14 protein-coding genes are annotated in these 12,175 nt (G+C 44.6%); 11 read left to right on the top strand and 3 right to left on the bottom strand.

Annotated elements, in window-relative coordinates:
- Positions 1-84: 84 nt before the first annotated feature.
- The 4 genes from ACED25_RS18500 (at position 85) to ACED25_RS18485 (ending at position 4,258) form a co-directional block, all read left to right on the top strand.
- A complete protein-coding gene (locus ACED25_RS18500) occupies positions 85-1,086 on the top strand; it encodes an ArsJ-associated glyceraldehyde-3-phosphate dehydrogenase (RefSeq protein ID WP_017098542.1) in 1,002 nt (333 codons plus the stop codon).
- A gap of 41 nt (positions 1,087-1,127) precedes the next feature.
- Positions 1,128-1,619 (top strand): cyclin-dependent kinase inhibitor 3 family protein, encoded by a 492-nt coding sequence (locus ACED25_RS18495; RefSeq protein ID WP_371695850.1) that lies wholly within the window; start codon positions 1,128-1,130, stop codon positions 1,617-1,619.
- A gap of 221 nt (positions 1,620-1,840) precedes the next feature.
- Positions 1,841-3,061: an organoarsenical effux MFS transporter ArsJ gene (gene arsJ / locus ACED25_RS18490; RefSeq protein ID WP_017097107.1), complete on the top strand. Its 1,221-nt coding sequence runs from the start codon at positions 1,841-1,843 to the stop codon at positions 3,059-3,061.
- Between the two features lie 183 nt (positions 3,062-3,244).
- Positions 3,245-4,258 carry an acyltransferase gene (locus tag ACED25_RS18485; RefSeq protein WP_017104242.1) on the top strand — a complete coding sequence of 338 codons (1,014 nt, stop codon included), beginning with the start codon at positions 3,245-3,247 and terminating at the stop codon, positions 4,256-4,258.
- 60 nt (positions 4,259-4,318) lie between these two features.
- Here ACED25_RS18485 and ACED25_RS18480 read toward each other — a convergent pair whose 3' ends face one another.
- Entirely contained in the window at positions 4,319-4,648 is a 330-nt protein-coding gene (locus ACED25_RS18480) for a DUF2500 domain-containing protein (protein ID WP_009848228.1), read from the bottom strand.
- Positions 4,649-4,892: 244 nt separating this feature from the next.
- Here ACED25_RS18480 and ACED25_RS18475 point away from each other — a divergent pair, with 244 nt between their 5' ends.
- The 4 genes from ACED25_RS18475 (at position 4,893) to ACED25_RS18460 (ending at position 7,933) form a co-directional block, all read left to right on the top strand.
- Positions 4,893-5,267: a DUF4145 domain-containing protein gene (locus tag ACED25_RS18475; protein WP_371695849.1), complete on the top strand. Its 375-nt coding sequence runs from the start codon at positions 4,893-4,895 to the stop codon at positions 5,265-5,267.
- A gap of 928 nt (positions 5,268-6,195) precedes the next feature.
- Positions 6,196-6,816 carry a lysoplasmalogenase gene (locus ACED25_RS18470; protein ID WP_041472940.1) on the top strand — a complete coding sequence of 207 codons (621 nt, stop codon included), beginning with the start codon at positions 6,196-6,198 and terminating at the stop codon, positions 6,814-6,816.
- A gap of 90 nt (positions 6,817-6,906) precedes the next feature.
- The gene (locus ACED25_RS18465) at positions 6,907-7,143 is read left to right on the top strand and encodes a YecH family metal-binding protein (protein WP_009848231.1); all 237 of its coding nucleotides are present in this window, start codon (positions 6,907-6,909) and stop codon (positions 7,141-7,143) included.
- A gap of 205 nt (positions 7,144-7,348) precedes the next feature.
- Positions 7,349-7,933, top strand: a complete 585-nt coding sequence (locus ACED25_RS18460; RefSeq protein WP_009848232.1) for a YhgN family NAAT transporter — start codon at positions 7,349-7,351, stop codon at positions 7,931-7,933.
- Positions 7,934-8,051: 118 nt separating this feature from the next.
- On the opposite strand, the gene ACED25_RS18455 is transcribed toward ACED25_RS18460, so the two are convergent.
- Both ACED25_RS18455 and rsmD read right to left on the bottom strand, forming a co-directional pair.
- Positions 8,052-8,318 (bottom strand): DUF1145 domain-containing protein, encoded by a 267-nt coding sequence (locus ACED25_RS18455; RefSeq protein WP_009848233.1) that lies wholly within the window; start codon positions 8,316-8,318, stop codon positions 8,052-8,054.
- A 10-nt stretch (positions 8,319-8,328) separates the two neighbouring features.
- A complete protein-coding gene (rsmD, locus tag ACED25_RS18450) occupies positions 8,329-8,931 on the bottom strand; it encodes a 16S rRNA (guanine(966)-N(2))-methyltransferase RsmD (RefSeq protein WP_017061036.1) in 603 nt (200 codons plus the stop codon).
- Positions 8,932-9,161: 230 nt separating this feature from the next.
- Between rsmD and ftsY the strand changes: the two genes are divergently transcribed.
- The 3 genes from ftsY to ftsX all read left to right on the top strand — a co-directional run bounded on the left by ftsY (position 9,162) and on the right by ftsX (position 12,122).
- Positions 9,162-10,412 (top strand): signal recognition particle-docking protein FtsY, encoded by a 1,251-nt coding sequence (gene ftsY / locus ACED25_RS18445; protein ID WP_371695848.1) that lies wholly within the window; start codon positions 9,162-9,164, stop codon positions 10,410-10,412.
- 77 nt (positions 10,413-10,489) lie between these two features.
- Positions 10,490-11,167, top strand: a complete 678-nt coding sequence (gene ftsE / locus ACED25_RS18440) for a cell division ATP-binding protein FtsE (RefSeq protein WP_009848236.1) — start codon at positions 10,490-10,492, stop codon at positions 11,165-11,167.
- Positions 11,154-12,122, top strand: a complete 969-nt coding sequence (gene ftsX, locus ACED25_RS18435) for a permease-like cell division protein FtsX (RefSeq protein WP_371695847.1) — start codon at positions 11,154-11,156, stop codon at positions 12,120-12,122. The genes ftsE and ftsX overlap by 14 nt, the downstream gene beginning before the upstream one ends.
- The last annotated feature ends 53 nt before the right edge of the window (positions 12,123-12,175 follow it).

Genomic DNA, 12,175 nt, shown 5'->3' with positions numbered 1-12,175 from the left:
GCCAAAATCGTTGAGATTGCAGCTAGGCATAGTCAACAACACTGCGGCTTCAAATATGAAGGCAATTAACTGAGAGAAAAGAGTATGACAGTCAAAGTAGGTATTAATGGTTTTGGCCGTATCGGCCGTCTAGCACTTCGCGCAGCATTCGATTGGGCTGAGCTAGAGTTTGTTCAAATTAACGATGTAGCAGGCGATACAGCAACACTGGCGCACCTTCTTGAGTTCGATTCGGTTCAAGGTCGCTGGAACCACGAAGTCACGGTTGAAGGCGATGAGATGATCATCAACGGCCAACGCATTAGAACTACGCAAGAGCGCGATATCGATGCAATCGACTGGTCTGGTTGCGATGTGGTTATCGAAGCGACGGGTGTTCACCGTAAGACATCTTTCCTAAACAAATACCTTGAGCAAGGTGTGAAGCGTGTTGTGGTATCGGCACCAGTAAAGGAAGAAGGCATTGCAAACATCGTAGTTGGTGTGAATGACGCTATCTTCGATCCAGCGGTACATAAGATTGTGACTGCGGCATCTTGTACGACTAACTGTCTTGCGCCAGTGGTTAAGGTGATCAACGAGAAGTTGGGTATCGAAAACGCAGCTTTCACCACTATTCACGATCTAACTAACACGCAAACTATATTAGATGCGCCGCACAAAGACCTACGTCGTGCTCGTGCATGTGGTATGAGTCTTATCCCGACAACGACAGGCAGCGCTAAAGCGATTGTTGAGATTTTCCCGGAGCTTGAAAATCGTATTAATGGCCACGCGGTTCGTGTACCACTAGCGAACGCCTCTCTGACCGACATCATCTTCGAAGTGAAGCAAGACACCACTGCTGAAGAAGTCAACGCGATGCTGAAAGAAGCGTCTGAGAATGAACTGAAAGGCATTCTTGGCTTTGAAGAGCGTCCCCTGGTTTCTATCGATTACAAAGGCGACCAACGTTCAACAATCGTGGATGCACTATCAACGATGTTGGTCGGTAAGCGCATGGTTAAGGTCTACGCTTGGTACGACAACGAGATGGGTTACGCGACACGTACCGCTGAGCTAGTTCGTACCGTTGGTTTAGCTTAAGCCTGCGTACTTAAGAAATAGTAGAATTTGGAGAATACACAATGACACATCCAACATGGCAACTAGATCTAGAAACTGGTGCGTTAGTGCTTACTCCGTGCCCAGGCACTAAAGACGCTGACCTAGATGCATCGTTAACGCAACTGAAAGCACAAGGCGTTGAAGCTATCGTGACAGCACTTGATGACCATGAGCTTGCAAGCAAAGACGTTGCGGCACTTGGTGAGAAGACACGTGCGCTAGGCATGCAATGGTTCCAAATAGAAATCGAAGACGATTGTGCACCGGGTACCGATTTTGCTGCGAAGTGGCGGGCGACTAGTCCAGTTTTACACCAAATCGTGGATAACGGCGGCAAGGTAGCAATGCACTGCATGGGCGGTTCTGGCCGTACGGGTTTGCTGGCTGCACACCTGTTGTTAGAGAAGAGCTGGGACATGAACAAGATTGTTCAAGAGGTGCAGGCACTGCGTCCGGGCGCATTCACTAAAGCCATTCAGGTTGAATACATTAATGGCGTAGCTTCTGCGTAGCTCTTCATACTTGAACCAGCAGCGTTGTTAACTGCGCAAGTTCACCGGATCGCCGGCCGCCCTAATCACATAGAACACCTATGCTCATAGGGCTGAACTTGCTTGTTGCCTAGCTGCCACTCCAATTATTTTGAGTATAAGTTAAGTGGAAAGTAAGAATTAGAGCTTTTGGACACCTATGATCTAAAAGCTCTTTTTGTTTAGATTGCAGAGATAGCGTTATGTTTTCAAATCTAAGTAAGAGCGTTCGCCAATACATGCTGGTGACCTTCAATTACTGGAACTTCACCATTACTGATGGTGCACTTCGTATGCTGGTGGTCTTGTATTTCTATGACCTTGGCTACAGTTCGTTAGAGATCGCCTCACTGTTCCTTTTTTATGAATTCTTTGGTGTGGTGACGAACCTAATTGGTGGTTGGTTAGGGGCGCGTCTTGGCCTTAATAAGACCATGAATATCGGCTTAGGGATGCAAGTTGTCGCTTTGGGCATGCTCGCGGTGCCAACCGCAATGTTGACCATTCCTTGGGTAATGGCGGCGCAGGCCTTGTCTGGTATCGCTAAAGATCTCAATAAGATGAGTGCTAAAAGCTCGATTAAAACCTTAGTCCCAGATGAGCAGCAAGGTGCGCTTTATAAGTGGATTGCGATTCTAACCGGATCTAAGAATGCACTGAAAGGTGCCGGGTTCTTTATCGGTGGCTTACTGCTTTCGACGATTGGTTTCCAATACGCAGTGCTCGCGATGGCTGCTGTGCTGACCTTGGTCTTCATTGGCAGTTTAGTGAGCTTAGAAGCAGACATGGGCAAAGCGAAAACCAAACCGAAGTTTAAACAAATCTTCTCTAAGTCTGAATCCATCAATATCTTGTCGGCTGCGCGTATGTTCCTGTTTGGTGCTCGTGATGTGTGGTTTGTGATTGCTTTGCCGATTTATCTAGGCAGTGTGTTTGGTTGGGACCACTCATGGGTGGGTGGCTTCTTAGCGGCTTGGACCATCGCATACGGTTTTGTGCAGGGCATTGCACCTAAGATTACTGGTAAAGCACAAGGCAAGGTGCCTGATGGACATGCAGCGCTACTGTGGGCGGGTGCATTGGCTATTGTGACTGCCGGTATTGCCTATGCGGTGCAAATTGGCTGGCAACCAGAGCTAGTTATCATCGGTGGATTGATGGTATTTGGTGCCATCTTTGCGGTGAACTCATCACTTCACTCATACCTGATTGTGAGTTACGCGAAAGGCGATGGGGTTTCTCTTGATGTTGGTTTCTACTACATGGCAAACGCGATGGGTCGCTTGATTGGCACGATATTGTCGGGCTTGGTATTCCAGATGGCCGGTTTGTCTGCGTGTCTGTGGGTATCCTTCGCATTCTTAGCGATAACGACGGTGATCTCTCTGCGTTTACCTAAAGTGCCGCAAATCTCAGCGGCATAAGCTTCAGCCGCATGAGCCTCATTTGTAAGAGTGAAAGTCGCATTGCTTAGGTCGGGTAACCTAGAGTCGAATAAGTTAAATTCGCGATAAGTATCTTCTTTAACACTAAGCTGACTTGGTATTTATTCCGGTCAGCTTTTTTATTGCTATAGTAGAATGATTGAATATTAATCAGGCATTTACATGAAGCAGCGAGTTCTCTTTTTTGATTTAGCACGATGTGTCGCGGCCATAGCTGTTATCGCGATTCATGTTTTGGCGCCTTATCGTAATGAATTAAGCACCATTCCTTTCGGTGAGTGGCTGACTGCCATTACGGTGAATGGTTTCAGCCGATGGGCAGTGCCTGTGTTCATCTTGATTTCTGGTGCATTGATGCTGAGTGATCAGCGCCCGTTTGATGCTAAATACTACCTCAAGCGCCGTCTGGGTAAGGTACTGATCCCATTCATTGTTTGGTCGCTTTTCTATACCTACCTATCAGGTTGGTCGCTAATGGGTTTTGATGCGGACGTCAGTTGGGAGGTTTTGCTCAATAGTTATCATCACTACACGTACTATCACCTTGGTTTCTTCTATTACTTCATCCCACTCTACTTTGTGATTCCTTTTTTACAGGTCATGGTCAGAAAGTACGGTGATAGATCTGTCTATGCCTTTACGGCGGTATGGTTGTTCACAACGTTATTGTTCTTATTGAAAATCGATGGCCCTTGGAGTCACGAGTTGTGGTTGTACACCGGGTACTTACCGTTGGGTTACCTGCTGTATAAGATGGTTCCACTTAACAAGATGACTGTCGGCGTGAGTGTGTTACTTGGTGGATTAGCGTTACTGACCACGGTTTATATGGTGGTTGATGCAAGTTTGGTCGCAGAAGAATACACGGTAGGGCGTTGGTTATCTTACAAGACGTTGAACACCGTATTAGCGGCGAGCATGGTGTTCATGGTGTGCCGTTACTATGGTGAAGGCTTGTCTGAGAAGAGCAATCAAGTGGTTGGTTTTATCAGTAAACACAGCTTAGGTATTTATCTGCTGCACCCGATTTTCTTATGGCCAATGAAAGAGTTCGGTTGGTACCAAGGACACCCTGCTTGGGTTATTCCATTATGGATCGTGATCAGCGGAGCTGGCGCGTTATGGATGAGCTGGTTGGTCTCTAAGTCAGAGAAAACACGTTGGTTATTGCCTTAGCGGTGGGGGCTAAGGCTTTCTGATGGATTGCTTAGAAGATACAGTTGAAGTACCTAATGTTTAGCGCTTCAATGCAAAGTGTAAGAACTTATCGCCTTGGTAGGTTAAGGTACCTTTGTCGCCAGGGTTCAGGGCATGGAAGTAGTGGATTCCGACTTGGAACTCTCGTTTTGGACCAACCACACCACGTTGAACGTAAATCCAATACTCTTGATCTTCTTGGCCTGGTTCTGCATCAGGAAGGTCGATGGATTGTTTGTCCAACACAGTGACGTTCACTTTCTTTTCTGGCGCATTTTCACCTTGTGAGTGCTTTCGATAGAAACCAAGAAATACCCAAGCCGCTAGACCGGCGAGTGCAAAGATGGCAAAAAAGAGTGAATTAGGCATGTAACCTCCATGTAGTCGTGATGGTTATTCTAATCTTTCAAGCAATAGGGATATGTGTTTCAAGCCGTTATTCGTGAACTGTTGTAAGCCAAGCTGATTATTTTTCGGCAGACATCACATTTAGAGGCCAGTTTGGGATAAAGCATTGTTATTTATTGTCTCTTTCTCTCGTAAATAACAGTGATTTTGTATAAGAATAGGGAAATGCTCGACTAGAATTATAGTGTGGAGTGGGAGGGCTAATATGACCGATATTGAAAAAGTGGTGACAAAAACTCGTAATATAGAGAAATTATTGAGGCTTCAATATCATGCCGAAGGCGAAGGATTGCATGAGCTTGTAACAAGCTGTGAAGAAAGGCTACCGCACGATATGGTGAGCAAACTGCGTTATATCGCAACGTGTCGTAATAAGGTAGTCAATGAGCATGAGGCTAAGTTGGAAGACCAGCATAAGTTCATCATGATGTGTAACGACTGTGAGAAGGAGTTGACTCCACGTAGTGGTCGTTTTATTTGGCGAGTTGCAATCTTACTGATGATGGCAATGACTTTAGCTGCTGCTGGTTTCTATTATGCGAACTGGGATGTGTTAACACTGCATCTGTTTTCGAAATGAAAAAATTGAACAAAAAAAGGGACGCTAATGGCGTCCCTTTTTTTATCTGTAACTTGCTTAGTACATCATCGGTAGTGTCATTAGACCTACAACTACCGCGATCATTACAAGTCCTTGTCTTTGCGAAGATGAAATCATAACACTACTCCTAAATTTGGTTGTCTCTCGCTATGTTTTAAAGAATAGCACTACTTATGGCTATAGATCAAGAATTACTTTCGAAGCCTTTAAAAGTGATAGAAAACTATTGGGTTTTCTATCACTTTTGCTATGTTTTACTGTGTATTTTGGGGAGCTCTTATTTTGTTCGTTATGATTTTTTTTTGTTCTCATTTGTTTTAAGTGATTGTTTTATAATGGTCGTTTTGTGTAATTTATATTGTTAAAGGTTGTTAAACTGTATTAATGGGGCTTGGTGGTGTCTAGGTTTGTTTAATTAAGCTTTATAGGTTTTAGGTTTGATTTTTGTGATGGTTTTTTGACAGGAAGCTTAGCGAAACCTGACAAAGTGGTTTTTATAAAGGTAATTTACGCACTTTGTAAGTCTAGGTTTGTATAGTGTTGGAAAGTTCTATGTAAGTCTTCTTTTTGATTTTAAGTGTTTGTTTTAAAGTTGTTTATATATTTTATTTTGAACTTTTAGTTATGTGGTATTTGCAATATATAGCGACATATTGTGGAGTTGGCAGGATAGAAGTGATTGGAATTTAAGTTTGGGTTCTCTAGCGTCAATTTATATGAGTTTTCCGAACAATGAGTCTATTTTAAAAGGAATAATCACTATCGCTGCGGGTATTGTGACGACTTCAATCTAAAGATGCTCTTTTTAGTGGAAGCGTAATCAAGATCCAATTTTGAAGGGCTGAGGCTTTACATCAACACCCGTGTGCCTAGACTGGCGACGATTAAAAGCAATAGGGCAAATGATATGTGGAGTTGGTTGGCGGTTTCCTTGTCTGGTATTGGAGCAATAACAGGAACGAAACATGGGCATATCGGTCAGGCTTTATTGTATAAGGTCTTTACCTTTGTATTATTGGCGACTATTGCTCTAACTCAATCTGTTGTCGTTGATTTTACCTATTGGGTAGTCGTTGGATTAGCGATATCCGCGATCGCAGATGTGCTTCATACTGTTACTCAAAAACGTCTTCTGCATTTTGTGTGTTTCCTGTTGGCTCAACTTTGTTACAGCAAAGCATTTTGGTTACAGCTATCAGGAGAAATGGTCTGGTGGTTGTTCGCGCTGCTGTTAGCTGCATGTATCGTTGCTTTCTTCCTATTACTCCCTCGCTTAGACAAACTCGTTTTTCCAGTGGTTATCATGGGTATTGTGCTCATTCAGCTTGCTTGGGCCTCTGGTGAAGTCTGGTTACTTGAGCCTCAGCTATCACATGCTGTTGGTTTTGTTGGTTGCTGCGTGCTGCTGCTTTCCGCATTGGCGTACGCCCTAAATTTCTATCGCAGCCCAATCAAGGGCGCTTACTTTTGGGTAACGGGCAGTTATTTTCTTGCACACGCTCTCATCGTTGCTTCCCTCACCATTTAGGGTAGAGCTAGCTTAATTCTGAGCTACATCAAGGCAGCTTAGATGAAAATAGGTACTCTACGTCTACTTCATTAAACATGAGATAGAGTTATGACCACTGAAATCCACGCACACAACGTTTTAAACCTACTGAGTGAAAAGCCACTGACTCGTGAAGAGTTGACGCAAGAGCTCGCTCAAACCTATGGCGCTGAAGCTCGCTTTCATACGTGTAAGCTGAACGGTCTGGATTTAGATGGATTGCTGAAGTTTTTCCTGAAAATGGAAAAGGTCGTGATCATTGATGATAAGCTTTGCACTAATCGCGAACGTGTTTGTAATCACTGATCTTGAATGACCATCAGTTCTTGTCACCAGTGAACTGTGATTAGCGAGTGGATGCGATATTCTTGGCTCCACTCCGACCATTTCTTCCTTGTTTGGCTCTCATAAATACACTTCCAATAACGTAAATTCCTAAGTTTGTTACTGCGTTCGAAAATCAATCTTGAGGCTGCTATACTCCGCGCACTTACGCTTTCGAGACAAACTTATGGAAATTTTATCTGCAGCGACCATGCTGTTTCTTATTATGGATCCGCTTGGCAACTTACCAATCGTGCTTTCTATCCTTAAGCATATTGATCCGAAGCGTCGCCGTATTGTTCTTGTTCGTGAACTAATGTTTGCGCTGATTATCCTGCTGCTGTTCTTGTTTGCTGGTCAAAGCATCATGAACTTCCTGCATGTGCAGCCTGAAACCTTGAGTATCTCTGGCGGTATTATTCTGTTTATCATCGCGATTAAGATGATTTTCCCAAGTGCGGGTAGTATTACTGGCCTCGCGGCGGGTGAAGAACCGTTTATTGTGCCGATGGCGATCCCTATGATTGCTGGCCCTTCAGTGATTGCGGCATTGATTCTGTTGTCGACCCAGCACCCTGACAATATGTTAGAGCTTTCAGGCGCGGTGATGCTGGCTTGGGGTGCGACCTTCTTTATTCTGATGTTTAATGGCTTCTTCCTGCGAGTGTTGGGTGAGAGAGGCCTTAAAGCCATCGAACGCTTGATGGGCTTGTTGTTGGTTATGCTGTCGACGCAAATGTTCCTAGATGGCGTAAAGGGCTACATGGGCTAACATCAGTATCATCGCTGAATAAAAAAAACGCCGCTCAAATGAGCGGCGCTTTTGTATCAATTGTTTCTGTCATGATGTTTTCTGTCGCTAAGCGTTTTATATCTAAGCTTAAGCTTTATTACATCATGTGTTTGCGTCGGATATCGAGTAGGGCAAAGACACCGAAAATCAATATTGACCACTTCTCCCAACGTGACATTTCGATCTTATCGCCAAAAGCACCGATGAAAATCAGCATCTGCAGGCCGTGCATGAAGAATAAGAATGCTGTCATGATATAAAGCGCAATCGCAGCATTACCCGGGAATGGGTAGAAAATATTGGCGATCAAGATAAACCAAACAAAGGCGATGGCTGCTTTTGCTAGTGGAAGCAAGAACTTCATTCAATAACTCCTATTCTTCAGTGATTCGATTGAACAGTCGGTAGCTCGACTGGCCAGTGGTCTTATCGCGATGTAATTCCCAGTTTTCTGGCATAGCTTCGAGTTTTAGCTCTTTCTCTGTCTCGACGTAAATGATGGCGTTGTCTGCAAGCCAACCGTTGCTCTCAAGCAGTTGTACTGTTTCTGCGAGTAAGCCTTTACGAAATGGAGGATCGAGAAAGACCATATCGTAAGGAGTGCCTGGCTTCTTAAGAAAAGAGATAGCATCAGTGTTGACCACATTGATGTTGTCTGCTTTGAGCTCTTTCGCGTTATCAGAAAGCTGTTTGGCCGCTTTTTGATTCATTTCGAGCAGTGTCACCATTTTTGCTTGGCGAGAAGCGGCTTCAAAACCTAGACCACCAGAACCGGCGAATACATCCAAGCAGGTCGAATGTGGGATATCTTGTGCCACCCAGTTGAAGAGTGTTTCTTTGACTCGGTCAATGGTTGGGCGTAATCCTTCTAAATCATGAACAGGCAGCTTTCTACCTCTCCATGAGCCACTAATAATTCGAACAAAGCCTCCGGATGGCTTTTTTTGTGATGTGTTTTGCTGGCGACGTCTTACCATAGATTTTTTGACCGCTAATAAAGTGATACTATACCGAGCCCAATTTAAGTGGGTTCGAGTATTAAATAAATTTACAATGACAAAGTGTATCAAGCTAAAAGCAAACTTATCACTGCTTTGTCATTTTTCTTTACTATTCGTTTGTACAAGCTTGTATTGTATAACAATAGCAAAGAGTCGACGTGTATTAAGTCAATACAGCTAATTAGTAGATCTAGGAAACTCCTCTGATGACGGAAAAAAAGAAGCGCGGATTATTATCGTGGCTTGGTTTTGGTGAAGAAGAACAAAGCCCAAAAACTCAGAATGAAGCGAACGTAGAAAACGTTGAAGATCAAACTGAAGTTGAATCACAAGTTGAGGCTGAACAGGTCGCACCTGAAGTTGAAGACGCTAAATCAACGGAACCTAAGTCTGTTGAATCTGAACTTGCGGAGTCAGAGCAAGCGCTTGAAGAGGCTCAACAAGATCAGCAGCCTGTCGCAGCAGAAGCAGAAGCAGAACAGGAAGAAGTGATTGCTCCTCAATCTAAGGTTGAAGAAGTTCAAGAGAAGCCGACAGAAAGCTTCTTTGCACGACTTAAGCGTAGCCTAAGCCGTACTAAAGCAAACATTGGTGCTGGCTTCTTTGGTTTGTTCAAAGGCAAGCAAATCGATGAAGACCTGTTTGAAGAATTAGAAGAGCAACTTCTGATCGCCGACGTGGGTATGAATACCACCGTGAAGATCATTGAAAACCTAACAGAAAAAGCATCCCGTAATGACCTAAAAGACGGTGAAGCGCTTTATGGTTTGCTTAAAGAAGAGATGTCAGAAATCTTGAGCCAAGTGGAACAGCCACTGGTTGTTGATACCACTAAAACACCTTACGTTATCTTAATGGTAGGTGTGAATGGCGTGGGTAAAACAACCACTATCGGTAAGCTGGCGAAACAATTCCAAAGTGAAGGCAAGAAAGTTATGCTGGCGGCGGGCGATACCTTCCGTGCAGCAGCGGTTGAACAACTTCAGGTTTGGGGGCAGCGTAATGATGTTCCGGTTATCGCTCAGCACACTGGTGCCGATAGCGCGTCTGTTATCTACGATGCGATTGAAGCGGCGAAAGCGCGTGGTGTTGATGTTGTGATTGCAGATACTGCAGGCCGTTTGCAGAACAAGAGCAACTTGATGGAAGAGCTACGCAAGATTGTTCGTGTAATGAAGAAGATCGATGATTCTGCACCGCACGAAATCATGTTAACGCTAGATGCAGGTACCGGTCAGAATGCGATTAGCCAAGCGAAGTTGTTTAGTGACGTGGCACCAGTAACGGGCATTACGCTAACTAAGCTAGATGGTACGGCGAAAGGTGGCGTAATTTTCTCAATTGCTGACCAGTTCCAGATTCCAATCCGCTACATTGGCGTGGGTGAAGGCATTGACGACCTGCGTCCATTTGAGTCGAAAGACTTTATTGAAGCACTATTTAGCCGCGAAGAGTAACGCGTGTAGCAAAGTGGTTTATCCTTAACCTGCTACCGTTTTAAATTTGATATGAGTGATCGTAAGAGGAATTTTCGGTGATCAAATTTCAGCAAGTGAGCAAAGCCTACCGAGGCGGACGACAAGCGCTCCAAAAAGTGGACTTTCATCTCAAACGAGGAGAGATGGCATTTTTAGGCGGGCACTCTGGTGCTGGTAAAAGTACCTTGCTGAAGTTGATCTGCGCGATAGAGCGTCCAACTGACGGACGTGTTTGGTTTAACGATCACGATATTACTCGTATCCCAGCCAAAGACATTCCCTTTTTACGCCGTAACATCGGGATTGTCTTTCAAGATCACCGCCTACTTATGGATCGCTCGATCTTCGATAACGTCGCTCTGCCTATGCGTATAGAATCTATTTCTGAAAACGAAATTAAACGTCGAGTCAGCGCCGCGTTGGACAAAACCGGTTTATTAGATAAAGCCCGTTGTTTGCCAAGCCAGCTCTCTGGAGGTGAACAACAACGGGTCGGTATTGCTCGCGCTGTGGTTAACCGTCCAACTCTGCTTTTAGCGGATGAACCAACTGGTAATCTAGATCCTGAACTATCGAGTCGTGTATTACGCTTGTTTGAAGAGTTCAACCGTGCGGGTGTCACGATCATGCTAGCGACGCACGATATCGGGTTAGTGAACACTCGCCCTCAATATCGTCATCTGGAATTAAACCAAGGCTTTTTGAGTGAGGTTGAAGATTATGGCCGCGAATAAGCGCATTAAGAAACCTCAATCCAATCGAGCAGCAAACCGAGCTTCAAGCGACGGTTTCTTTGTTGTTCATTGGAAACAAGCCAAGTCATCGTTCTCGCAAATGTGGCAGCGTCCGTTGGGTAACTTGCTGACGCTTGCGGTGATTTCAATGGCTTTAGCTATGCCCGCTTGTTTGTACCTACTGGGCAAGAACGTTGGTGAAGTGGCGCAAGATGTCACCAGCCCGTCACAAGTTAGTGCCTATGTAGAGGATGGTATCCCTGAGCCGAGAGTCATGGTGCTTAAGGATGAAATTGAAAGTTGGGACCAAGTCGATCTGGTTGAGTACATTTCTCCGCAGCAAGGTCTTGAAGATCTTAGCCAGTATTCTGGTTTTGAGGACGCCCTAACTATCCTAGATGATTATTCATTGCCAGGTGTTTTGGTGATTACGCCAAGCGTACACAGCGACACGTTAATTAAAGAACTGGCAGGCAAGGTTAAGAAGCAAGAGTTAGTCACCGATGTTCGTTTAGATGAAGACTGGTTAGCTCGACTGGATGCTATCAAAGCACTTGCGGCTGTCATCGTGATTACCTTAACTGTGTTGATGCTGGGCGCAGTATTTCTGATTATCGGCAACACATTACGATTTAATGTGTTGGCGCATAAAGAAGAGATTCAAACCATGAAGCTGATTGGTGCTACCGACAGCTACATTCTTCGACCATACCTCTATGCTGGAATGTGGTTTGGTGTTTTAGGTTCGATTAGCGCGTGGGTAATGACGGCATTGATTACCGTATTACTGAACAGTGCTGTGGATGACTTGGCTCAGCTGTACGATAGCCACTTCCGCTTAATTGGCCTGAGTTGGGATGAATCTTTACTGCTTTTGATCGTCGGAACCTTGCTTGGTAGTGTAGCTGCGAAGCTTTCTGCACAGCGTCATCTAAAAGAAATTGAACCAGTTTAGGTGAATAGAGTCATATTTATACGAAAAATAGGCAGTTCTTAACCAGTTTTTGC

Source organism: Vibrio sp. 1F263 (assembly GCF_041439035.1).
GTDB classification, from domain to species: Bacteria; Pseudomonadota; Gammaproteobacteria; order Enterobacterales; family Vibrionaceae; genus Vibrio; species Vibrio tasmaniensis_A.
Note: the sequence above shows the minus strand (reverse complement) of the source record. Positions and strands in the feature narration are given on the sequence as shown.